This is a genomic window from Spiroplasma turonicum (genome assembly GCF_001262715.1).
GTDB classification, from domain to species: Bacteria; Bacillota_I; Bacilli_A; order Mycoplasmatales; family Mycoplasmataceae; genus Spiroplasma_A; species Spiroplasma_A turonicum.
Genome location: NZ_CP012328.1, coordinates 680,997 through 705,729 on the forward strand (window position 1 = coordinate 680,997; position 24,733 = coordinate 705,729).

Here is a 24,733-nt window from a genome sequence, read left to right on the forward strand (position 1 = left end):
AATTATTTTTTATGACCTCATTTACGATGTGTACCATATTTTAAGTCACAATCATTAAATACTAGCTTTATAAATAGATCATAAGAAGTATTTCTTTTTGTTTTATAATCTTTTGAACCATTATTAACTCAACTTTTATAAGATTTAAAGTTAATGTTTAATAAATTTAATAGTCATGAAAGTTTTATATTTTTTTGCAAGTATTTACTTATTATTTTATAAAATTCAATGTTTATTTTTTGTTTTTAAAATCCTTTACCAGAGATGCTGTAAACTTTTCCATAATTTCGACCTTATTAATTAACTCTCTATTTTCCTTATTTTTATTTTGCATCTCTTTTCTTAAAAAATTTAACTCTTGTTTGATGTTTTCAAAGTTATTTTGTTTATCAATATTGGATTTTCTACCTCTTTTTTGATCAAATAAACCAGAAATTCCACTAGTTATATACCTATTCTGTCATTGATAAATAGTACATGGTTGTTTAATATTATATTTTTCTGCTATTTTTTTTGCACTTATGTCAGATGATAAAAATTCATTTACTATTTTCATTTTTTCATCTGCAGTAAATAGTTTTGTTTTAGCCATAAAAAAGACACCCTCCTATAAAAATTATATACATAATTTTTGTGTAGTTTGGGGTGACCCTTTATTTATTTATTGATTTGTATTTAATATTTAGTTGATTATTATTCATATTTATTAACTTTCATCAATTATCTTACACATGTTTTTTATATAAAAGTCTCTTAATTTAATATTAAGTTTTTCTATAAACATTTCGTTTGGAAAAGAGGAGTTTCCACCAACTATAACATCTGATAATACACCACTACTTTCAAAGAATAAATCATCTTCTAAAACCCAATGTTTATTATAATCTTTATTTATGCCTAGACTTTCTCATATCTTAATAACTTTTGGCAAAGTATTTTCAATATTTCTTGAATATGGCAGAATATGAGAACCTTTGATTAAAGTATATCCGTTGTCATCTTTTCTAACAAATGCTTTTTTACCATCTTTAAACCTTTTAAATAAAATTGTTTGTGGTTTTATTATTTTTGCACTTGGAAATTTCTTAAGTCCAAAATTATATGGTAAATTTAGTTTACTTTTTTTAGAAACATTTATTATATTTTTTATATTATTTTTTATAAAATCTGAAATTGTTGGGTTGTTTATTTTTGTAATTTTTAAAAACTTAATGATGTCAAAACCTTTAAAATTTAATCCGGGATATTTGTATTCTATATCTAATTCTAATTTATGGATATCTACAATTTCAATGTCACTTTCATTATTTCTATAAAGTTCATATCAATTATTTTTGTTTTTATCCATAATCAAAGTAAATATAATTTTTTTATTATTTTTTTTATTAAAGCAAACTAAATCTCACGCTATAAAATTTTTAATCTCTTTAGAAACAATATAATTGTGCTGTTCTTTTAATTTAGATAGAAGTTCTTCTTCACATAAATTTTCAAATTCAATCGAAATACCTTTGAACTTTCTTACATCATTTTCAATTAACTCAGTTAATTGAAAACTATCAAAAACATTATTTAATCTATCTAATCAATAATTTTTAATATTTATGTTTGTAGCTATGTCAATTACTTTAAGAACTTTATTGTCCTTCTTTCTTAACCCCCTACCTAATTGTTGCAAATAAATTGTCTTTGATTTAGTTGGTCTAAGAAATATTACATTAGAAATCTCAGGAATATCAATTCCTTCATTAAAAATATCTACAACACATAAAAAATTTAAATCTTTATTTCTAAATCTATTTATTTTTTCATGTCTATTATTATCACCAGAAACTAAAAAATCTGAAATATATCCATTTTCAGTAAGTAATGAGTTAATTTTTTTTGCATGATCAATATTTATGCAAAATATTAAACTAGTTGAATTTTCATCAATATAGTTCTTTATAGATTCAACAACTAAATTATTCCTTATATCATTATCAGCTTTTAGAATAAGTCTAATTTCATCCTTAAGATCAGATTCGTTTATAGTTATATTACTTTTATCTTTAATTAATATATACTTTATATCTGAAACTAATCTTTTTTCAATAGCTTCATATAATTCCATTTTATATAACACATTATTAAAAACTTTTGTAATATCTGAAATACCATCTCTTCTTTCTGGTGTTGCTGTTAACGCAATATTATTTTTTGGTTTGAAATATTTATAAATAAAATCAAATGTATTAGTTTCAGATTCGTTATCATAATGATGTGCTTCGTCATAAAATATAATGTCGAAATTATCTGCTTTAAATATATTTTTTAAGATCATATTTTTTAATAGTCTATTAGTAATGAATATATTTTTATCTCTAAAATCATCAAAGGTGTAATTATTTACATTTTCAGAGGTTATGTATAAACAATCATAGTTTTCTATAATTTCTTTAAATTTATCATGTGCATTTTTTAATATTTCAATTCTATGAGTTGTAAATAACATCTTTGAGTTCTTAAAACTTTTAATAAAATTCATGTACATAAAAACTGCTACAACTGTTTTACCGGTTCCAGTTGGTAAAATTACGCTGTGATTTTTGTGATCTAATTTATCCACATTGTATCTATCTATAATTTCTTGTTGGAAATCGAATAATACATAATCTTTTAAATCTGATTGTATTATTTTATCTTTAATGAAGTAATCCCTCTCTCAAATTATTAGATCTTTTATATCAAGTTCATCAAAATCAATTAAGTCATAGTCACCGTTATTATTGAGCATATATTTAATATCTTTATAAGCATCTTCTTTTTGGCCTTCCAAAAGTAAAATAGAACTCTCTTTACCACTTAATCCTCTCAATGTAAAATTAGAGCTTCCATTAAATACTTCATAACTATTTTCGTTCTCAAAACAATAAAGTTTTTTATGGATTGGAAGTTCATTTTTCTTAACTACTTGTACTTTTATTTTTATAGAACCCTTATATTTATTATTTATTTCAAATAAATCTTTATAATTAAAGGATTCCATTGTCTCACTAAAAGTTGAAGTTATAACATAAATAAACCCCCCTTTATTAATAAAATCATTTAACTCTAGTTCAAATTCTTTAAATGCTTCTTTAGTTATAAAAGGTGAAACTATGTATATAGTTTTAGATGATTTAATAAACTTTTTAAAATCTTTTATTAAACTTTTACCTACATCAGAATAATACATTTTATACCTCTATGTTCCATAATTTATATTTTATAAACTTAGATAAATTTTTATCAGTGCAATATATGTAACGACCCTTCATAGCTCTTGTTAATAAGACATTATAAGTATTTCTAGTAATTAAATCACCTATTTCATCAGCTTTATTTTTTTCAATTGATTTTAAACCAATAATAGATTTATCAGTTTTTACTCTATTACTTCCATCAGTCAAAATTTTTTCTCCATCACTATACATATCAGGTCCAATAATTACTCCTGCGTAGTCAATTTCTAGACCTTGTGATTGATGTATACAGCCAATTTGATTGATAGACTCTTTTTCTAACATATAATATTTATAATTTTCTAAATTTCATTGTTTTTTAAAATCGCCAATTACAATATCATTTAATGATTTATCTTTTTTTGATATTCAATCTCAACAATATCCAGCCAATACTCTTGCTGAATTATTAAGCGATTTTGCTTTAACTTCATCATACATTTCTTGAACATTATCAAAGACTTTTAAATCAAACTTATTTAAAAATGTTAAATCATATTCTTTGTTTTGATATAATATATCATCAATGAATTTTATATATTCATCGGCTCCACTTGATCTAAATTGAGATAATAATGGATCGAATAAAATTATATTTTCTGCTGATATACCCTCTAGAATTGCTTGATCTTTTATCTCATTGATTGAACCGATATCTTTAGTGGTAACAATTTGTTTTTCATCAATAAAAAAAACTGAGACTTTAGATTCACAAATTATTTCTCTTATTTGATTATTATACCCTTTATCTATTTTTGTATATTGATGTCTATTAATTAATCTATGAGCTTCATCAACAATGGTAACGTCTAGACGATTTTTTATAAGGTTGCTAAAAACAGCAGATCCATAGAATAAATTATCTATTGTTACTCTAGTATACTTTTTATCAAGATTATCATCAATAATTAATTTTTTAAAAACATTTCTAACAGCTTCATTTTTTGTACAATAAATTGCATTAAAGTTGTTTTGAATACATTGAGATAATAATTTTAATGCAATTAATGTTTTACCTGTGCCTGGTCCACCAGGTATGATTAAAACAGCTTTATTAGTGTTGTTTTTATTTTTATTTATGAAAGATAATATGTTTTCAAATATGACTTTTTGATCATCAAGTAATAGAAAATTGCTTTTATTATCAATTATTTTTCTCATTTGTTTTTGAATTGATTTGCCTGGTCTAATTTTACTACTATCAATATCATCAATTAAATTACCATTATCACCTTTATTTAAAAAATCTTTAATATAGTTTCTAAATTTTTTTAGATCTCTTTTAAAAAATAATGGTGATTCATTTATATATTCTTGATATTGTAAGTCAATAATATCAGGGTGTAGTTCAGGGTTATAATTATGTAGATATGCACAAGTTTGTATTTCTATATTTGTGTTAGTGTATACAACTTCTGAAAAATCACTTAAAAATTTACCATAGGCAAATGATTGATAAGATGGATGACTAACATTTCTTTTTCCACCACCTACATATGTATTTACTATCATGTCTTGGCCAACAACTTTAGTACATTCTTCTCATTGTTTTAATTCAATTATTAATAATCTACGTTTTTCATCATTTAAACCTGATAATATAACATCAATTCTTTTGTTGCTTCTTGGTAAATTATACTCAATTGCGATACCAATGTTTTTATCTATATTTTCATCTGCGAATAGTATTCTCATTTCTCTTAAAGAATTGTTTCAACTATTAACTTCATTTTTTGAAACTTTTTTGTTAACCATATTTATCATGTTATTATTTAATTTTTCCGTTAAAATACCATCATCTATGTCTTCAATAAAACCATGTAAACTACTTTTATAAATTAGCATATCTACCCTCACTTATTTAATATTATAAAATAAATTTTATAATAAATAAGGGTAATTATATATATTTAAACTATTATATTAATAACAACTGCTTATAATAATTATATAAAACAATGAATTTAATTACCTTAGTCATAATTTAATAAATTCTTTAAGTTAGTTTTTGGTTTTTTATGTGTTATATTATTTATTTTATAAAAGTTTATTTATTGCCATCTATTACTAAGTTTTTTTTCTTCTTGTTGCTGTATACAATGTTCTTATTGAATTAAAATTAACTTATTTGATTCTCAAAATCCAATATAAATCATTTTATTATATTCTCCACCTTGTAATTTGTAGACACTTATTGCATATGCAGAATCTATATTTATTAAAGTCGTATTTTTACTATTTGATCTATATATGCTTTGTTGATATTTAAATGATATTTGAATAAATAACAGATAATATTAAATTTTTTAAAATGTATGTCTAATTTATTTATGCAATTAATATTAGAAAAATAATTATAATCAGTCAATTTCTTGATAAAACCTATTTCCACATTAAATAACTTAATACCAAGAGTAATATTAGATATATTTTTAGTTATAATGATTTTTATCATTATTTTTATAATAACTATTATTATCAATATCAAATAAAAACAACTTTGCTGTTTGATTGATTTTAGTTGTAGAATATAAGTTATTACTATTTATTTCATTTATATTTGCAATTACTTGTAAGTTATTATTTTCAAATAACATATAATCATTTTTTTGTACTCATTAGTAATATAGTTATAAAGCTCATTTTGTTCTAAATTAAAAACTCTAAATCATTTAAAATATTGTTTATTAATACGTATAAATCGTCTCTAATTTATCATTCTATAATATGTAGTTTGTTTAACTTATAACTTCACTTTCATCCGTATGGTCAAATGATAAAGTTTGTTTTTTATTTATTGTCAATTTATTTGTTGCTACTATACCACTTTTTACTGAATTAAAAAAAACAGAACCAATTGATAACGACTTTAGTAATTTACATTACTAATCAAAACTAAATTATTGATGTCACTTGGTAAAGCTGTTAATAAATGATAAAACATTTAAAACCCATCATTGAACATTGACCAATAATTAGAAAATTGCAATTTAAATTATAAAATTTATTATATTCAAAACTATTAAGTTAATTTAATTCAATATTTTATGTATAGTTAATTAATTAATATTTATATTTAGCTCCGATATTTTTATATTAGTTGAAATTAATCTGAATATGTATATAACTTAATTTCTTAACTCAGATTTTTCATTTAGTTAAATCTACAATTCTTTTGATAAAAGTTATTTTACTTGTTCTTACTCTACCAATAATTATATTTATTTTATTTTTTCTTTAAGCTATTAGAAATAATTGTTTTTTGCATACTTTACTAATTAATTTAAACTCTTAGCAAATTCTTATATATACTATAAAAATAAAAAGTTTTAGGGGTTTATATATTATTCTAATTAATTTTGATTCAACTTCAATATTTAAATCCTTAACAACTTTAATAACATTTTCTCAACCTTTATAATTTTTATTGCTTAATTTTCTATTTATTAATACATAAATCTCTGCATTATTTCCTTTCTAACAAAAAAAAACTAGAATTTTATACTAGTATACTTAGATTACTTTTACTAAAATAATGTTTTTATAATTATAATCAATAGCAATGCAATTATTATATTGTTAATTTTACTAAACCTAATATTGTAAAATTATTTTAATTTTATATACTTAATTTTGTAAATATTCATGCTCAATTATTTCTTCTTTAATTATATTTTTTTCATTTAAAATCTCAAAATTATTTAATGAACCTATATTTTTTTCCTTTAATAAAATGGCACAAGCATAATTTATAGTTTCATTATTTCTTTCAAATAAATCAGAACAATCTAATTTGATATAGAAATTATTAGTATCTTTAGTATAACCATAAGGTTTATCAAAATCCTTATTTATTAAAACTCTATTTGGATCATATTTTTTAAAATGCTCTAATAAAACTTTTTCTGTAGCATTTATTCCATTTATTTTTTCTGTTTTTTTGGATTTAAAAATATCTCTTTTATTACCCATTTTATTTTCTGCAACAATTTTAAATTCTAAATTAATTGTTGAATACTCATCTCCAAGTTTATTCGATGGAACAACAAAATATGAAATACCTATGGCATAAGTAAAATCTTGTTTTACTTTTTCAAAATTATTTTTTATTTCTGTATACGTTGGTAATTTTATATTAATAATTTTAGAATCTTTTGGACTTGCTTTTCCTTCAATTATTAACATTAACATATCTAAACTATTATTAAAATTAATATTTGGTAAGTTATTATCTGAGACTTCTGTTAATATATTAATTAATGCTTTTATTGATTCTAATGATAAATTGTATTTGTTCATTAAATAACAACATTTTCTTGCTGTTAAAGGTGCTGAAAATGAAGTTCCATCATTCCATACCATATAACCAGATTCATCAATACTATATTTTCAATCATAAGAACTATCTTTAGCAGAAATATCATTTGAAACTTCATAGGTATTTGGTTTTTTGAATCTTCCGAAAATATTTTTTGATCCTGAATAACTTGCAATCTTTAATTCATTATTAGTATTTTCATATAAAGATCCCACAGTTATAGCAGATAACGAATCAGCTCCTGAGGCAATTTGATTATGAGTATTTCCAGCAGAAATTACAAATAAAACATTATATTTTTTTTGTAAAATATCAAAATAATGTCCTAATAAAGAAATTCCTAGATCATTATTTTCTGAATCAATAGATAAATTTCATATTTTAATTTGTTTATGATTATTTTTTATTATTACTTCAATTTTTTTCATAAAATAAAACATACTGATTTTACCTTGAGGTAAAATCCCAAATAACTTAACTTTAAAAATTCCTAAATCATCTTTAAATTTATCATTTATAATGTCATTCCCTATTATTAAGGAACTAACAGAAGTTCCATGACTATAATCTTTATTAAAAACAATACCTTCAATTTTCGGAAATGGTTCTTCAATATATTCAACATAATTTTCTCATCCATTACTAAATGATCCATATGTATCAATAACTCCTATTAAACCATTTACTTTTAAATTAGGTTCAATTAATATAGGTTTTTTAATTTTTTCATTAGATTCTGAAGTTTTAATATCTATATCTTTAGTAGCTTTAGAAATTAAAAAGGGATATAGCTCAACTATTTTATTAATACTAATTTTATCTAAATTTATAAACTTGTTCAATACTATAACTTCCTGAGGTATTTCAATTCCACCATCTGATAATTTATTAATTATAGTTGAAAAATTATCAATATCAAAAAATGTAATTATTTTTCCTTCATTAAATGAATCATGTTTAACTACTTTTACAAATCCTATTTCATATATTTCTTCATAATATTTTTTAAATAACTTTAAATTATTTTTCATAATATAATTATCAATCTCAAAGTTTAACTTTTTTCTTAAACCTTTATAATCTTCTTCTCTTTTGTTACTGATTTGTTCTTTATGAAAATAATATATATTTTGACGTTCTTTAATAAACTTAATTAATTCATTTGATCATAAATTAATTAATACTTCAATATTTCTTTTTGTAATTTCAATATCTTTTCTTGAACACAAGTAAATTAGATCAATTTTATCTTGTATTTTATTATTAATAAATATATAGTTAGATCCTATTTGTTGAGGCTTCTTATTATTATATTGAAAAATATTTTTAGGCCTATCACTTTTAGGTAACAATCGATTAAATCTAATTTGTATAGGAAGATAAGAAAAGGCATGTTTATAAATTTTAAATTCTTCTATAACTTTATTTAATTGACTTAAAATTTGATTTAGTAAATCGTAATTGAATTTTCATCTTAAATAATTAAAACTTCCTCCTCTTTTTTTTTAATTATTTTATTTGGACATTTATATTTAATTAATTTCATTTTTTTGTCTCCTTATAGTTGAATAACTTTTATTTAATATTATTGCCTTATCTTTATCTGAAAATTCTATTGAAGTTAAAATTTCATTTCTATCAAAACTTAATATTTTATAAATAGAATGTTCTAAATTAGTATTATTAAATATACTATCAGTAATAAAATCATCAATATTAGAGTAATTTAAATAACTTTTTTTAATACTTAACATTTTTTTTACAATGTCCTTTTTAAAAGGAATCTCTTTTTCAAGAGCTAATTTAAATAATCTTTCAATAAACATTTTCATATCAATCGACTTACAAAAAATTTTAACATTAAATCTTCTTAATGTAGCACTGTCAATCATATCAAGTCTATTTGTTATAGCAAAAATAATTGTTTCAGGTAATAATTTATCAAGCATTAAATTAAATGAGCCTATCATTCTATGATATTCCTTATTCATAATCTCATCTCTTGAACCAATTACAGAATCAAACTCATCAATGATAAATATACTTTTTTTATAATTATTAGCAATATCTTTAAATAATAAATCCATATTTTTTTGAGTCTGACCAATTAATGACGAAACTAGTTTACCAGCACTGATACTATATAACTTTCTATTAGTTAGTTTTGCTAAATCTTTTACAAAAGTTGTTTTTCCTGTACCAGGCATCCCATATATAATTACTTTTAAATAACCTAATTGTCTTAATTTTACTTTATCTAAAATAATATTTACAAATTTTGTAATATCTTTATTATTCTTATTATAAATTTCATTTTCTAAAAATAAATCTTCTAAAATTAATAATTGTTCACAATCACTATTAAATGTTGAACTTTTTACAGTTTCTTTTGAGCCTAAAATATTAAAAATATACTCTGAATCATTATATTTTCCTTCGCTTCTAAGATGCTTTGCATATTCTTTTAATTTTAATATCGCATCTTCAGAATTTGTTAATAATACTAAATCAATTATGTCCTTTATTGAACTATTCATATTTTTTGCCTCCACTACAAATATTTCTTATTTATTGTATCATTAGACTAAAAGAAATTATTTTTTAAAAATATAATTGAATAATTTTTTATGTATTATGAGTAACTTTTTATGTTTTATGAGTAATTTTTTATCTTTAAAGAGTAATTTTTAATATTTTTTTAAATTTTAAATATAAGTTTTTTTTCTTATATATATATATATATATATATATATATATATATATATTGAATTAAATACAGCGAAAAAATAAGTAGACTATTACAAAAATACTGGTTTTTTCTGTTAGAAAGGAAATAGTACAAAATATTAATTATAAAGATATAAAAATAGAAAATATAGACAAATTGCTAAAGATTTTAATATTTAAGCGAGATTGTAATTATTAAAAATTTGATTAGATGCTCAAAATCTTGTTATTCTTATATTATGTATAAAAATTGCATATAGATTTAGTTAATGATTCAAAGAATTAAAAAAAGAAAATAAACTACTTAAAGATAATTAAAAAATTTGAATAATTTTAAGGTATAAATAAAAAAAATGATAGTATTAATTAGTAAAGAAATATTGGAAAATTAAATTAATTCTTGCATTGAAATAATAATGATGAATTTATTGAAAATGAGCAAGAATAAAAAGATTATGATAATGGCGACAAAAGATTATAGATATTATGCATGCTCAAAATATATTATTTTGTTGCAAATTTTTGTTATGAGAACTAATAGATTAATAAACTATTTTAGAGTTAATAAAAACACTTATTCTAAATTTAAAATTAAATTAGAATTAGAAAACACTATTTTATTATACAAATACAAGCTTAACATTCAAGTTATTAATAACTTTAAAAATGAAAATTTTAAACTACAGTTAATCTAGTTAAATATTTTTAAAAAAGCAATTAAAATTAACAAAAGATTTTTTTTAATAAAAAATTTAATTTTTGTCAATGAAAATGAAAGAGTCTCTGAAAAGATAATCACTTAATCACAAGAGAAAAAAGCTTAAGTCTTTAAAAATTAATTTATGGAGTTAATTATAAAAAAATTATATCAGTGAATAAATATTATATAACTCTTATGCTAGAGATGATCTAATTAAATGAATTATAATACACCTAATGTAGTTGGAGTTGTTGGTACAAATCTAAAATTAGAATTAAATGGTTTATCTTATAAAAAAATTAAATTGCATAGTATCTTATTATTGGAGTTTAAAAAATATTATTGGATATAACTTTTATAGAAACTAAAATTCAACAGCACAGTAAATGTTTTTAAAAGAATAAATGAGTTTAAATAAACACAAATTAAAAAGTAAATCAATAAGACAGAGGTTTAGATTCATTATTTAAAAAAAATATGATTATGAAAATGATAATAGCAACATATTGCATTCTATTTCTAAAAAAAATTAAACATAATGCCTCAACCAAGAGTTAATTAGTTAAGTTAAGAAAAGTTTTTTTAAAACTTATGGTTAAAAATTTAATAATATACAAAATTTTTATGATACTTTTAAAAAGATGTTTATCACTTTGACAATCTATAATTTTTTAAATATAATATATTTAATCAAAAAAAACAACTATTTATTAAATAATTTGTCTAATTAGATTCTACGATTCTAATTTTTATTTTACTTATATTATTAGAACATAATTATATAATTAATTTTTTTTATAAAATAAAATTAAAAAAATACTTAGTTTAAAAATCTAAATAAAATGTTGACTTAGTTACTAAAAAATATAAACTATAAATGAAGGGAGATGAAATTTGTGAATAGAAAAGATTGAAGTGAAGAAGAACTTATAAAAATTTGGACAAGCAAAAATGGAAATGCCAACGAAGCAAAATGTCCTTTTTCAGAATGTCCAAATAAAAATGTTTTAATGAGATTTTCAAATTATGGAAATCATAGTGAAGTTTCATGAGTTGTTGATCACATAATTGCTATTGATAATGGAGGAAAAAATGAATTATCTAATTTAAGACCTTTACATAATTTATGTAATTCTATAAAAAGTAATAGAATGATTAAATAATTTTTAAGAAACAAATATTTTGTTAAAAAAAAATAAATTATCAATGATCTCTATACAAATCATGTATAGAGATTATTGATTTTTTTAGTTAGCATTAAATCCAAAACTAAATAAAATTTTATATTTTACAGTTGAATTTAAATGACTTTAGATCTTTTATTTATAAATTTAATTTTCATAACTTTTGTTTATCACACATTTTTCACAAGCTTTCTTTGTGATCTTCCTTCATTTCTTGATTTAATTATATTTTTTAATAATGTTATATCAATTTATAAGCAACATTTTTAAAGCAGCTTTTTTTAAAAAAAAATTGTTGTTAACTTCAATTATTCTTGTTTCATGATATTTAAATAGTCCTTTCATAATTTTATCCATTTATTTATTATAAATGAGTACAATATATCTTGTTAATTATAGTGAAATTATTACTTTTTTTGTTCATAAGTTTAATTAGTAGAAAAAAAATACAAACTATAAAATACTAAATAATTGTGTTAATATTTAATAAATATTTAAGTAAAATATTAAAGAAGATGGGTGTTATTTTGAAAAGTTTAAATATTCTATTGGCGTATTCTGCTTCAAGTTTTTGAATTGTTATAGTATTAGTTTTAACAATAAGTCCAAATTATTTATCTAAAGAAGTTTTTTGAATAGCTTTATTTGTATTGGCAGCTCCAACAGGTATGTTACTTGAACCAATTTACTCATTATATTATTCTTTTTTAGTTTTATTATTGAAAAAAACTAAAATTTTAAATATAATGATCAATTTACTTTTTAAAAAAAATAAATGTTACTTTGAAAACTTTAAAATTAATACAAAAGATTATATGGAAGACAAAAAGTTTCAAATGTTTTTATCAGAAAACAATTTTTTAAGAAACACATGAATATCGACAATAGTTTGTATTTTTATAATTGCATTTTCTTATAATACTTTTTTTTTAAACATAGATAGGTTTTATTTAGTTTATTTTGTTCCAACAATAACTATTTTAGCTATTGTAGGAAATATAAGGAAAGAATACCAATTAAAAAAACTTAAATATTTAATAATGGAGGATAAAAAAAATGAGTATTAAAACACTAAAAAATGAAATAGAAAAAATATCATTAACTTCATTTCAAAGAGATAATGTTAATGAGCATTTTAATAAAATAAGCAACGAAATTAAAAAACAGGGTATTGCTAATAATATACAAAAACAAGGTTCTTTTGGGAGGGGCACTGTAATAAAGGGGCAAGAAAGTGATGGATTTGACTTAGATATAGCGATATTAGTAAATAACAATAATGCATCTAGAGCCAATCAGTTAAATGACAGTATAATGAGTTTACTAAAAAAATTATATCCAGAAAAAATTATGTTAATTGAAAAAAAGCAAAAGCTATAGGTATTAAAGTTAAAAGTAATTTTTCAATTGATATTACACAAATTTTTAAAACAAATTACGAAGAGTTAGTATTTAATAGTTATACAAATAATTTTGAAAATTCATATGCTATTGAATTTAAGAATATGTTTAGAAAGAAAAGTACTGAATCTAATAATGAGTTAAGAGATATTTGTAGAATATTTAAACATATAAGGGATTCTGTTAAAGATATAGAAGTTAAATCTTTAGCGCTGGAAATAATGCTTTATAATGCATTTCATTTTCAAAAAGATTATAATTATGGTCAAAGTATGATAAATGCATTAAAGAATTTAGAAGTAAGATTGAATAAAATGATTAATGATAATCAATTTCAAAAAATCTCAAATCCTGCATTTAAAAATGATTTAATAAAAACTGGTTTGGAAAATGTTTACGAAGTAAAAGACTTAATTACTCTAAGTACTTTGGTATTAAAAGTGATAGAAGCTTGTGTTTTGAATGAAAAAGAATTTCATGGTTTAAAAAGAAAGTACAAAGCTTTATCTGACTTAAATAAAGATTTTACTAGCTCACTTATACCTGAAAACAAAACTATAATATCAGGAGGTGTTTTTGGTGGAGATCAAGTGAACGAAGATTAAAGAAAATACTGATTCAATAGTTTATTCTTCGGAATATTTTAAATTAAGAATTTTAGCTATTTTTTTAAAAGAATCGAATAGTTTTGAAGGCTGTTACATTGTAAATTTGAAAAATATTAATGATAATATAAGTAAGTATCACTTTTATACTACTAATTACATTTTGTTTGATAATTTGTGAAAAATGTGTATTAAACCACTAAATTCAATTATAGATATTAAAAATGAAACTAATTTAGAAGAAATTAATATAAATATTGAAAAATGATTTAAAAATAATTTAATTATTTTTAAATATAATTTAGATTTTCTTGGTCAATGTCATAATAGTAATATTGTTGAATTTTACAGGTCTGTTCAAAATGGTGATGACGCGATGGAAGCTTGAACAACATCTATTAAGTATAAAGATAATGATTTTGAAAACTTCCAAAAAAAATATAAATTAATACTAAATATTATAAATACCATTAAATATTTAATGGATATAGAGATTTATAATTTTATTAAAAATTCAAAAGTTTATGAAGTTGATACGTTTTTTAAAATAGACTAGTATCTTTTATTATTTTATACATAAACCATTTTTCACAATTTTTTGATTAGTTGTATCAAAAAAATAAATATCATTTTTGCTTTTATGTAATATTTTTTTCATTAATCGATTATAAGATTCAAATAAACAAATAATTAAACAATTAATAAGGAAAAAATAAACTTTTAAATAATCATAAAGTAATAAGGAAGTTAAGTAGACCAGTATAAAATTACTGGTTTTTTTGATAGAAAGGAAATAATACCAAAAATTTATGATAAGAATATAAAAACTGAAGCCGTAAAAAGGTACAAAAACGGTGAAAATATAGACAAAATAGCTAATGATTTAAATATTAAAGCATAATCGCAATTAATAAGAATTTGGTATAAGTCCTCAAAATCTTGTTATTCTTATAGTGTATATAATGATTGCAAAGAGGTTAAATTGATGAGTCAAAAGTTAAAAAAAGATTTTATTTCTAAGGAACTTAAAGAAAAAATAAGGAAAAATAATACTTAAGGACCGAATAAAAAAAACTTAAAACTTGAGATAGAAGAAAAAAATGTTAGCATTAGCGAGTAAAGAAATATTGGAAAAGTTCATTCCTTCTTGCACGGTAACAATATTGATGAATTTATTGAAAATGAGCAAGAAGGAAAAGATAATGATAATGGCAACAAAAGCTTATAAATATTATTCATGCTCTCAAATATATTATTTAGTTGCTAATTATAGCATGGGAACCAATAGGTTAATAAATTATTTTAAAGTTCATAAAAATACTTATTGGAAATTAAAAATTAAATTAAATTAGAAAACCTTATTTTGTTATAAAAATACAAGCTAAAGATTCCAACTATTAATAGCTTTGAAAATGAAAGATTTAAAAATGAAATAGACTTAGTAAAGATTTTAAAAAAAGTAAATAATGATTCACAAATAGGTTCTCTTTTAATAAGTAAATGAATTTTTTTTAATAAGAATAAAAGAGTTTCTGAAAAAATGATTAACCTAATCAAAAGAGAAAAACCTGAGGTATTTAAAAACTCATTTGATAGGGACGATTTCAAAAAAATAAGTAATTTCAATGAATCAAAACTAAACATAACTCTTATGTTAGAAATGATGAAATTGAATTGAATTATAATACAATTAATGTAGTTAAAGTTAGGGGGACAAATCTAAAAATAGAATTAAATAATTAATCTTATAAAACAAAATTAAATTGAATGATATCTTATGATTGGAGTTTAAAAACTATTATTGCATATAATTTAAGTTAAAAATGAGAACCCAAGCAGTTCTTAAAATGTTTTTAAAAGAATAAATGACTATTCATTAAACTCTAAAACAAAACAAAATAATACAATCTGACAGAGGTTTAGCTTTTTCATGTGAAAAATATATGAATTTGTAAATGAGAATTATAATATAGTGAATTCTATGTCTAAAGAGGTTTTAAACATAAAGACGCAACCGAAAGTTTAAATAGATAAGTAAAAGGAAAGTTTTAAAACTTATGGGTGCAAATTTAAATATATACAAAATTTTATGATACTTTTAGAAAATTTGTTTATAAATTTAATAAATTACAATTTTTGAAATATAATATATTTGATTAAAAAAAACCAACATTTATAAAATAATTGGTCTATTTAGGTTACACTATGCTGTTTTTTATATTTTTAATATTTATATTTATAATAAAAGGATATTTTATAATATATAACTTTTAACTACATTATAATTCAAAACCATTAGTCTCTATTATTTTTTTATATCAATAAAAACTATCTTTTTTATATCTTTTAAGATCTTTTAAATCAAATTCATCCCTATTTACATATATAAATCCGTATCTTTTTTTTACACCCTCATGTGTAGATACTAAATCAAACGCACTTCAAGGATTATAACTAAATACATTTATATTATCTTCAAGTATGGCTAGCTTTAATTGTTCAAGATGTTTCTTGTAGTAGTCGATTCTATATTCATCATTTATTTTAAAATCATCATTTAATTTATCATATCCACCAATACCATTTTCAGTTATCATTAATGGTAGGTTATAACGATCTCAAAGTTCTCTCAGAGTATTTCTAAAACCTAATGGATCAATTTCTCATCCAAATTCAGTTTTCTGCAAATTATCATTTTTTATTTGTTGATACATATTTCTTACACTCTTTAATTTTTGCTGATCAGGTAACTCATCAAAATCTTTATCACTTCGAGGCATCTTAGCAGTGGCTGATGCGTAATAATTAAAAGCAATAAAATCAGGTTTAGCATTCTTTATAATATTCATATCTTCATCATTGTACTCAAACATTGAATTTTTATTTTTAAGATAATTTATAACTAAACTATTATATTTACCAAAAACACAAGTATCAAGATAAAATCAATTTCTCATTACTCTCATATTAAAGGATGCAAAATTATCAATAGGACTTGAAGTTTCTGCATAAACAGATGATATATTTGGTGCAGGACCAATTTTTCCATCAGGTATAATTTTGTGACACATATTAATTGCTTTTGCTTGTGCTACCATCATATGATGATTTACCTGATAAAGACTTTTTACTTTATTACCATTATCAGGTAAGTTTACTCCGACAATTTCACCAAATAATATCATTATGTTTTGTTCATTAATTGTTAATCAGTATTTTACTCTATCTCCAAAATTTTCAAACAGAATTTTTGAGTAACATTCAAATGCATTAACTGTGTCATAGTTTAATCAACCTCCATTAATATTTAACTTATGAGGTAAATCAAAATGATACATTGTAACTATAGGAGTTATATTAAAACTTATTAATTCATTTATCAAATCATTATAGAAATTTATTCCCGCTTCATTAATCTTACCAACACCATCAGGTATAATTCTACTTCATGAAATTGAAAACCTATATGATTTTAAACCTAACTCAGCTAATAGTTTTACATCCTCTTTTCATTTATTATAATGATCAGATGCTACCTTAAAATCAGATGTTCCCTCTGGTATGTTGGTCCTAACGTCTTGGATTGACATGCCCTTCCCATCAGCATTATATCCACCCTCGAATTGGTATGCACTTGTGGATGCTCCTCAAAGAAAGTTATCTGGAAATTTTTTTTTCATTTTTTAATTCCTCCTTTGTTTTTAAATTAATAAATTCTTTATTTGAGTAATTTATTTCTTTATAATCTAGGATTTGGTAAGAAATATTAATAGAATTTAAACTATTTCATATATTATTTGAAAAGTTTGACAATATTTTATTTTGTTTTTTGTTATAACTATCAATTAATCGATTGTATAAGTTTATTAATTTATCATTGAAATTATTGACTTCATTTTGATTATTATTTACAATTATATTCTGTTCTTCAATTTTTTTAACTAACAAATCATATTTATCATCTAATTTTAAATCATTATATATTTTTGCAAAACTATTATATTTTGCAAGATTTTTATCTTCATATTTTAAAGCCTTTATATAAATTTTATCTTTGGTAATTTCTAACTTATTTATTATAGATTGTTTTCTCAGTTCTAATTTTTGTAAAGTAATAATATTTTTTTCGTAGTTTTTATAAATTGAATTAACTTTTTTTACTTCTAAATAATAATTAATTAATTTATTTTTTAATTCCTTTGTTTCTGATTCTTTTAGATTGAAATTTTTAGATATTATTTTATAAAGTTTTTTATTGTTGTCTCTTATTCCTATATACTCAAGTTTTCTGTCTTTATAAAACACCAATGTTATTAAAAGTGCAGAAAATAAAGCTACAAAGTTTGCAATTATACCAAAAGCAGTTCCTCAACCGATGTCAAACCCTAATCAAGACATTATTCCTAATCCAGTTCTTCTATACTGCGCAACATTTAGAATTCCTGCAAGAGTTCCTCCTACTAGACCACCTAAACAACCATAAAGAAAAGGTTTAATTTTAGGAAGGTTTATCCCATAAACTATTGGTTCTGTTACACCAAAAATAGCACCAGGCAACGCTGCAAAAATAGCTTGTTTAGTAATTTTGTTTTTTGTAATTATTGAAACTGCAATTACTGCTCCTATTTGACCCATTATACCAATTTGACACGAAGCATACATAGCTGATGGATCACCAACTTGCATAGGTAGTGTAATTACAGCAATTACAGCAACGTGGGTCCCTGTCAATATTAAAGGTTGTCATAGCATAGCAAATATACCCATACCTATTCCAAATGGTATTTTACCCAATAGTATTACAAATTTTGCAATTAATTGTTCAACTATTTTGAAAAAAGGTCCTACAGTAAATAACATAATTATGAAAACACTTAAAAATACTAATGCGGGTCTGAAAACAATATCAACAGATGTAGGCATTCATTTTTTTACTCATCTATCCATAAACACAAGCATTAAGCCAGTACAAATCATTGGTAGTACAGTACCTTCATAAGTTTTTATTACAATAGGATTTTCAAATACTGTAAACAACGTCCAACCACCACCAAATAAATATCTACTAGTTAATGCAACACCTAATCATATTGCAAACCACGGATCTCCCTTAAAGTACTTAACGGTACTACACAAGAATACTATACCAACAAGTTCTATCCCAACTTTAGACATTATATACATTAACGCACTGAACAAATCTATATCCATAGGAGTTTGCCCTACAGCAGGATTAACAATAACTTTAGATAACACTAGAATGGATTGAATACCGCTGATTACACCAGTTCCAATAAGAACCGGTATAGTAGGAAATACTATAGCAGTTATTGCTCCCATTATTTTTTGCTTAAATGGAACTTTTTTCTTTATTTCCTTAACTTCAACTAATTCATCATTAGGTCTGTCAATTATCTTCTGACACTCATCTTTTACCTTATAGACTTCACCACCAATAATGATTTGTAGTTCTTCACCATTTCAATTAATTCCTTTTGTTAATTCAATTTTTTTAATTACTTTTTCATCTACTAATTCCTTATTAATTATCTTAAATCTAAGTCTTGTCATACAATTGTGACAATTAGATTGATTTTTTGTCCCACCTATTGCTAGTAAATATTTTAAGGCTAATGATTTGTACTTGCTTTCACGTTTATCTAATATTATTTTATTAATTTTTTCTGAAGATTCTACAACTTCAAATTCAACTTCATATAAAAGATCACCCTTATTAACATTTTTTCCTATTTTGTTACAAATTATTTTATAAGTTTTAAAATCTTTTACATCGATTAAAACTGGAGTTGATCTATCTAAACTTTTTTTATCAATTAAGTCTCAATCAACTCTTAGTACTTCTTCATCTTTTTTTAAGATATCACCCTGTTTTTTGTAAACTTTAAATGGAAGTCCATTTAAAGAAACAGTTTCAAGTCCAATATGCACTAAAACAACAGCATCATCATTTTTAAAATATAAAGCATGCTTAGTGTCAGTAATTAATTCTATCTTAGAATTATTAAGTGGTGAACACAATATACTATCTGTTGGTTGTATAAATACTCCATCGCCTAGATTTTTTTCAGCAAAAACTGGATCTTTAATATTTTCAATTTTATCAATATATCCAGATATTGGTGCATAAACTTTTATCTTCATATATTCTCCTTTCCAATAGAACATTTTCTATTATATAAACATAATATGGAAAAAAATATAGAAAGTTATAGTTTATGAACTTGTTTAGAAATTATGAACTTGTTTAGTAAGTTTGAAAATTAAATTTGTTAAAATTAGATTTATTTGACCAATTCTAATAAAACATCTAGTTTCTTTGGTATAACCAATTAATGTTTTGACAGATATTATATTTTTACTATCTATATTAAATTTATCTAGCTTACTAATGTGAGAGTCTGATGTTAAATAAATTGATTTTATGTTTCTTAAATTTACTTTTTTCATTAATAATAAAATCTCACTAATGTCCAGTCCAGTTAAAATAAAAAAAACAAGACTATCTTTGTCGAAATTATTAACAAAAAAACTTTCATATTTTCTATTTTCAAAGAAATAACAAGTATTTATAGTATTTAAAAAATTAGAAAATAGGTTTAATTGTTTAAAATCATTTTCTTCTGTTGAAACTATCATAACTTTATTAGAGTTTTTTATACTTTCTACAAAATAATCTAATTTTTTATTTAGTTCATAAAGATTAAAAAGTTTATTTATAACTATTATTTCATTAATTTTTTTATTTTCTTCTTCATTAATTGAATTATTATTCAAACCAAAAAAATTATATTCATTTGTTAAATTATGTAATAAATCAGAATAACCTTCATATCCTAGTTTTTTAGAAAAAAGTGTTAGAGTTGATTTAGAAATACTTAGTTTTGATGCTATCTCCTTTGACTTATAAAAGTTGCCTTTTTCAGCTTCAATTAATAAGTAATTAGAAATATAAAAATTTAATGTTTTATCATTTAATTTAACAATATCTTTTAGTTTTTCTAATAATCTCATTAATTCACCTTTAATTTATTATATACTTTTATGTATTAAAAAAATATTAATTAATAATTATAATTAAATATGCTATTAATTATTTATTAAAAAAATGAAAAAATTTACCGGTTAAATAAAGTAAGCATTGTGTAACCTAAGTAGACCAATTATTTTATAAATGTTGGTTTTTTTGATCAAATATATTATATTTCAAAAATTGTAGTTTATTAAAGTTATAAACAAATTTTCTAAAAGTATCATAAAAATTTTGTATATTTTTAAATTTGCACCCATAAGTTTTAAAAAACTTTTCTTTTACTCATCTATTTAAAATTTCGGTTGAGGCGTTATGTTTAAAACCTCTTTTAGACATAGAATGCACTATATTATTATTCTTATTTACATATTCAAATATTTTTTCACATGAGAAAGCTAAACCTCTGTCAGATTGTATTACTTTGTTTGATTTAGTGTTTACTGAATACTCATTTATCCTTTTAAAAACCTTTAACGAGCTGTTTGAATTTTCGTTTTTATCAAAGTTATATGCAACAATAGTTTTTAAATCCCAGTCATAAAATATCATGCAATTTAATTTTGTTTTATAAGAAGAATTATTTAATTCTATTTTTAGATTAGTACCATCAACTCCAACTACATTAGGAGTATTGTAATTCATTTCAATCAAATCATCTCTAACATAAGAGTTATGTTTTTTAGATTCATTGAAATAACTTGATTTTTTGGAATTGTCCCTACTAAATGAGTTTTTAAATACCTCAGGTTTTTCTCTTTTGATTAGGTTAATCATTTTTTCAGAGACTCTTTTATTCTTATTAACAAAAATTCATTTCCTTATTAAAAGAGAACCTGTTTGTAAATCATTATTTGATTCTTTAAAATCTTTTACTAAGTCTACTGCATTTTCAAATCTTTCATTTTCAAAGCTATTAATAGTTGGAATCTTTAGCTTGTATTTGTATAACAAAATAGGGTTTTCTAATTTTAATTTCATTTTGAATTTCGAATAAGTATTTTTATGAACTTTAAAATAATTTATTAACCTATTGGTTCCCATGCCATAATTAGCAACTAAATAATATATTTGAGAGCATGCATAATATTTATAAGCTTTTGTTGCCATTATCATTATCTTTTCCTTCTTGCTCATTTTCAATAAATTCATCAATATTGTTGCCGTGCAAGAAGGAATGGACTTTTCCAATATTTCTTTACTCGCTATTGCCAACATTTTTTTTGATGAAAGTTTAAACTTTTTTCTAATTTTTTTATTTTGTCCATAACCAATTTACTTTCTTTATTTTTTTCTTTAAATTTCTTAGAAATAAAATCTTTTTTTAACTTTTGACTCCTTATCTTAACCGCTCTGCAATTTTTATATATTATAAGAATAACAAGTGTTTGTGGACTTATATTAAATTCTTATTAATTGCGATCCTACTTTAATATTCAAATCTTTAGCTATTTTGTCTATATTTTCTCCATTTTTATATATCTCTAAAGCTTTTTTTAAATTTTCATCTTAATTCTTAGCATTATTTCCTTTTTAACAAAAAACCAGTACTTTATACTGGTCTACTTAGCTTCCTTTTCGCTATTAATTACTAATTTAGCTTTTTAATTTTTTCATAATTTTAACTCATTTTAATATATATCTAACATTTTCAATCATTGTTCAACTGTTAAATTTTTTACATAAAAAACTACACCTGTCTCTCTAGTGTAGAATTTTTTTTAATTTAAGAATAATTTATTGAATATTTTATATTTTTAAAGTATTCAATGTTTTTTCAACGGTCTAGTTGACGTAATTTTAATTGAATTATTATATAAAATAAATATTTTTATTTTCTTTCGTGATTGCCTTGACAGTCACATTCCATGCATTTATGACCACTATTTGTTCCTTTGCATGAACATTTACATCCATTACATGGCAAAATACAACTATTATTCACTTTCTCACCCCTTACTTATTATATTATTGTTATAAAGATTAGTATAATATTAACATTTCTTTTTTATATAAAAGTATGTATAATAAGCGAAAATGTCCCCAATAATTAATAAGCGATTATGTCTTCATTTATAATAAATAAATTGAGGAATTAATAGAAGGAACATTTTAAACACTATGAAACAAGAATAACTAAGATTAATTAGAGAATTATTTATAAAAAAAGACACAATAAAAAATAAACTGGGAAAAATAAATTTTACAGTTTTTAAATAATAGCGCTATCTCTGGCTGGCGTTTTTCAATTTAAAACTTTTTGTATTCTTTTGTTATTGTACCAATTAATATACAAATTTATGTGTTTGTATATTTCATCAAATTTCATATTGTGAGTATTAATGTGATTTAAATATTATCCTTTTAAACAACTAAAAAAATACTCAATTTCTCTGTTGTCTAGTGAATTACCTATTCTACTCATTGATATTTTACAATCCATTTTTTTTACTAAACCTCTTACTTCATAGCTTGAGTATTGTGTTCCATGATCAGAATGCAATATGAATTTAGTTTTATTAAATTTTTTTAATGTGTCTACAACTAATTGTGTATTATTTCTTTTAGATAAACATCATGACTCAATTTTTTTAGTCTTATGGCTAATGGCTGCAAATAAATAATAATTGTTTCCTTCAACCAACCCAGGAATATAAGAAACATCTGTCGCTATTATGTTGTCTTTTTCCGGATTATAATTACGTTTAACTAAATCAAGAAACTTAACTTTAGTATTTTTTAATTCTTGTTTACGTTTTTTAACTCTTGTTTTAATTATAAAACCTCATCTTTTCAAATAATGTCTCAAAGTTCTATCATTGATAATGAATCCTTTTTGTTTTAAAATAATGATTATTTTTCTACTACCATAAATAAATTTTGACTCTATTATTATACTTTCAACAGCATCTTTTAGATGATTATATTTAAACTTTCTACTAACACATTTTTTTATAAAATGATGTTCTATGCATCAGTATAATTCTTGCTTTTAATGTTGTGTTTAATGTCTTTATTTTGTTAATAGATTGCCTTTCTTGTTCATCTCTCTTTTTTTTAATTCAATCTTCTATAATTTCTCTTTTTTGTTCTTCGTTCAAATCATCGATTATTCCAGGAATATCAGAATCATATCTTTTTTTGTATCTTCCAGAACCTTTTTTTCTAGTTAAACTTGTCATACCATAAATATTTACTAATTTAGCTTTTCTTTTAGTTCTTTTACGAATTTCACATGAGTGTTTCAAAACTTTAGATTTTATTATTCTATATTCCAACTCAGCTATTCTTATTCCTTCATTTTTATATATATTTATTATTTTTAATCATTGTTCAACTGTTAAATTTTTTGACATAAAAAAACTACACCTCTTTCTAGTGTAGAATTTATTTTTCCCAGTTTACCTCATTATAGTGTGAATTTATTTTTCTAAGTTAATTAGTTTTATTCAAACTGCTTAAGTTATAAATTAGATGATTTTAACCA

At 21.9% G+C, this 24,733-nt stretch carries 24 protein-coding genes; 9 read left to right on the forward strand and 15 right to left on the reverse strand.

The features are described 5' to 3' along the window. Window positions 1–2: 2 nt before the first annotated feature. The 7 genes from STURON_RS03050 to STURON_RS03075 form a co-directional block, all read right to left on the reverse strand. On the reverse strand, window positions 3–200 hold the full coding sequence (locus tag STURON_RS03050; protein WP_075048413.1) for a hypothetical protein: 198 nt from the start codon (window positions 198–200) through the stop codon (window positions 3–5). 32 nt (window positions 201–232) lie between these two features. Then, window positions 233–592 carry a helix-turn-helix domain-containing protein gene (locus tag STURON_RS03055; RefSeq protein ID WP_075048414.1) on the reverse strand — a complete coding sequence of 120 codons (360 nt, stop codon included), beginning with the start codon at window positions 590–592 and terminating at the stop codon, window positions 233–235. A 114-nt stretch (window positions 593–706) separates the two neighbouring features. After that, a complete protein-coding gene (locus STURON_RS03060) occupies window positions 707–3,217 on the reverse strand; it encodes a DEAD/DEAH box helicase family protein (RefSeq protein ID WP_075048415.1) in 2,511 nt (836 codons plus the stop codon). Between the two features lies 1 nt (window position 3,218). Continuing rightward, window positions 3,219–5,108, reverse strand: coding sequence for a DUF2075 domain-containing protein (locus tag STURON_RS03065; RefSeq protein ID WP_075048416.1), 1,890 nt, complete (start codon window positions 5,106–5,108; stop codon window positions 3,219–3,221). Window positions 5,109–5,695: 587 nt separating this feature from the next. Next, window positions 5,696–5,860 carry a hypothetical protein gene (locus STURON_RS05750; protein ID WP_156412822.1) on the reverse strand — a complete coding sequence of 55 codons (165 nt, stop codon included), beginning with the start codon at window positions 5,858–5,860 and terminating at the stop codon, window positions 5,696–5,698. A 1,030-nt stretch (window positions 5,861–6,890) separates the two neighbouring features. Next, window positions 6,891–8,933 (reverse strand): S8 family serine peptidase, encoded by a 2,043-nt coding sequence (locus STURON_RS03070; protein ID WP_075048417.1) that lies wholly within the window; start codon window positions 8,931–8,933, stop codon window positions 6,891–6,893. Between the two features lie 180 nt (window positions 8,934–9,113). Beyond that, window positions 9,114–10,118 carry an ATP-binding protein gene (locus STURON_RS03075; RefSeq protein WP_075048418.1) on the reverse strand — a complete coding sequence of 335 codons (1,005 nt, stop codon included), beginning with the start codon at window positions 10,116–10,118 and terminating at the stop codon, window positions 9,114–9,116. A gap of 606 nt (window positions 10,119–10,724) precedes the next feature. On the opposite strand from STURON_RS03075, the gene STURON_RS03080 reads away from it, so the two are divergent. The 3 genes from STURON_RS03080 (at window position 10,725) to STURON_RS03085 (ending at window position 12,171) form a co-directional block, all read left to right on the forward strand. Continuing rightward, window positions 10,725–11,003, forward strand: a complete 279-nt coding sequence (locus STURON_RS03080; RefSeq protein ID WP_158500512.1) for a hypothetical protein — start codon at window positions 10,725–10,727, stop codon at window positions 11,001–11,003. A 222-nt stretch (window positions 11,004–11,225) separates the two neighbouring features. Next, the gene (locus STURON_RS05935) at window positions 11,226–11,360 is read left to right on the forward strand and encodes a hypothetical protein (protein ID WP_257719726.1); all 135 of its coding nucleotides are present in this window, start codon (window positions 11,226–11,228) and stop codon (window positions 11,358–11,360) included. A gap of 544 nt (window positions 11,361–11,904) precedes the next feature. Further along, window positions 11,905–12,171, forward strand: a complete 267-nt coding sequence (locus tag STURON_RS03085; protein ID WP_075060742.1) for an HNH endonuclease — start codon at window positions 11,905–11,907, stop codon at window positions 12,169–12,171. Window positions 12,172–12,411: 240 nt separating this feature from the next. Here the strand turns inward: STURON_RS03085 and STURON_RS05755 are convergent, their stop codons facing one another. Beyond that, on the reverse strand, window positions 12,412–12,549 hold the full coding sequence (locus tag STURON_RS05755; protein ID WP_158500513.1) for a hypothetical protein: 138 nt from the start codon (window positions 12,547–12,549) through the stop codon (window positions 12,412–12,414). 170 nt (window positions 12,550–12,719) lie between these two features. On the opposite strand from STURON_RS05755, the gene STURON_RS03090 reads away from it, so the two are divergent. From STURON_RS03090 to STURON_RS05760, 6 genes are all read left to right on the forward strand, one after another. After that, window positions 12,720–13,259, forward strand: a complete 540-nt coding sequence (locus STURON_RS03090; RefSeq protein ID WP_144416183.1) for a hypothetical protein — start codon at window positions 12,720–12,722, stop codon at window positions 13,257–13,259. Beyond that, window positions 13,249–13,572, forward strand: coding sequence for an SMODS domain-containing nucleotidyltransferase (locus STURON_RS03095; RefSeq protein ID WP_075048422.1), 324 nt, complete (start codon window positions 13,249–13,251; stop codon window positions 13,570–13,572). Before STURON_RS03090 ends, STURON_RS03095 begins: the two co-directional genes overlap by 11 nt. A gap of 125 nt (window positions 13,573–13,697) precedes the next feature. Continuing rightward, window positions 13,698–14,198: a hypothetical protein gene (locus STURON_RS03100; protein WP_075048423.1), complete on the forward strand. Its 501-nt coding sequence runs from the start codon at window positions 13,698–13,700 to the stop codon at window positions 14,196–14,198. Continuing rightward, the gene (locus STURON_RS03105) at window positions 14,170–14,754 is read left to right on the forward strand and encodes a hypothetical protein (RefSeq protein ID WP_144416184.1); all 585 of its coding nucleotides are present in this window, start codon (window positions 14,170–14,172) and stop codon (window positions 14,752–14,754) included. Before STURON_RS03100 ends, STURON_RS03105 begins: the two co-directional genes overlap by 29 nt. Window positions 14,755–15,298: 544 nt before the next feature. Continuing rightward, window positions 15,299–15,550, forward strand: coding sequence for a hypothetical protein (locus STURON_RS05690; RefSeq protein WP_144416185.1), 252 nt, complete (start codon window positions 15,299–15,301; stop codon window positions 15,548–15,550). A gap of 188 nt (window positions 15,551–15,738) precedes the next feature. Then, window positions 15,739–15,897, forward strand: coding sequence for a hypothetical protein (locus STURON_RS05760; RefSeq protein WP_156412823.1), 159 nt, complete (start codon window positions 15,739–15,741; stop codon window positions 15,895–15,897). A gap of 580 nt (window positions 15,898–16,477) precedes the next feature. On the opposite strand, the gene STURON_RS03115 is transcribed toward STURON_RS05760, so the two are convergent. From STURON_RS03115 to STURON_RS03140, 7 genes are all read right to left on the reverse strand, one after another. Then, window positions 16,478–17,878, reverse strand: a complete 1,401-nt coding sequence (locus tag STURON_RS03115; RefSeq protein ID WP_075048426.1) for a glycoside hydrolase family 1 protein — start codon at window positions 17,876–17,878, stop codon at window positions 16,478–16,480. Continuing rightward, window positions 17,856–20,360, reverse strand: coding sequence for a glucose PTS transporter subunit IIA (locus tag STURON_RS03120; protein ID WP_075048427.1), 2,505 nt, complete (start codon window positions 20,358–20,360; stop codon window positions 17,856–17,858). Before STURON_RS03120 ends, STURON_RS03115 begins: the two co-directional genes overlap by 23 nt. Before the next feature lie 84 nt (window positions 20,361–20,444). Continuing rightward, entirely contained in the window at window positions 20,445–21,230 is a 786-nt protein-coding gene (locus tag STURON_RS03125) for a MurR/RpiR family transcriptional regulator (protein ID WP_075048428.1), read from the reverse strand. A gap of 154 nt (window positions 21,231–21,384) precedes the next feature. Continuing rightward, a complete protein-coding gene (locus STURON_RS03130; RefSeq protein ID WP_144416186.1) occupies window positions 21,385–22,464 on the reverse strand; it encodes a hypothetical protein in 1,080 nt (359 codons plus the stop codon). 994 nt (window positions 22,465–23,458) lie between these two features. Then, the gene (locus STURON_RS06010) at window positions 23,459–23,575 is read right to left on the reverse strand and encodes an IS3 family transposase (protein WP_144416187.1); all 117 of its coding nucleotides are present in this window, start codon (window positions 23,573–23,575) and stop codon (window positions 23,459–23,461) included. 27 nt (window positions 23,576–23,602) lie between these two features. After that, window positions 23,603–24,043, reverse strand: a complete 441-nt coding sequence (locus STURON_RS03135) for an IS3 family transposase (RefSeq protein ID WP_082236181.1) — start codon at window positions 24,041–24,043, stop codon at window positions 23,603–23,605. 142 nt (window positions 24,044–24,185) lie between these two features. Then, window positions 24,186–24,602, reverse strand: a complete 417-nt coding sequence (locus tag STURON_RS03140; protein WP_075048430.1) for a hypothetical protein — start codon at window positions 24,600–24,602, stop codon at window positions 24,186–24,188. Between the last annotated feature and the right edge of the window lie 131 nt (window positions 24,603–24,733).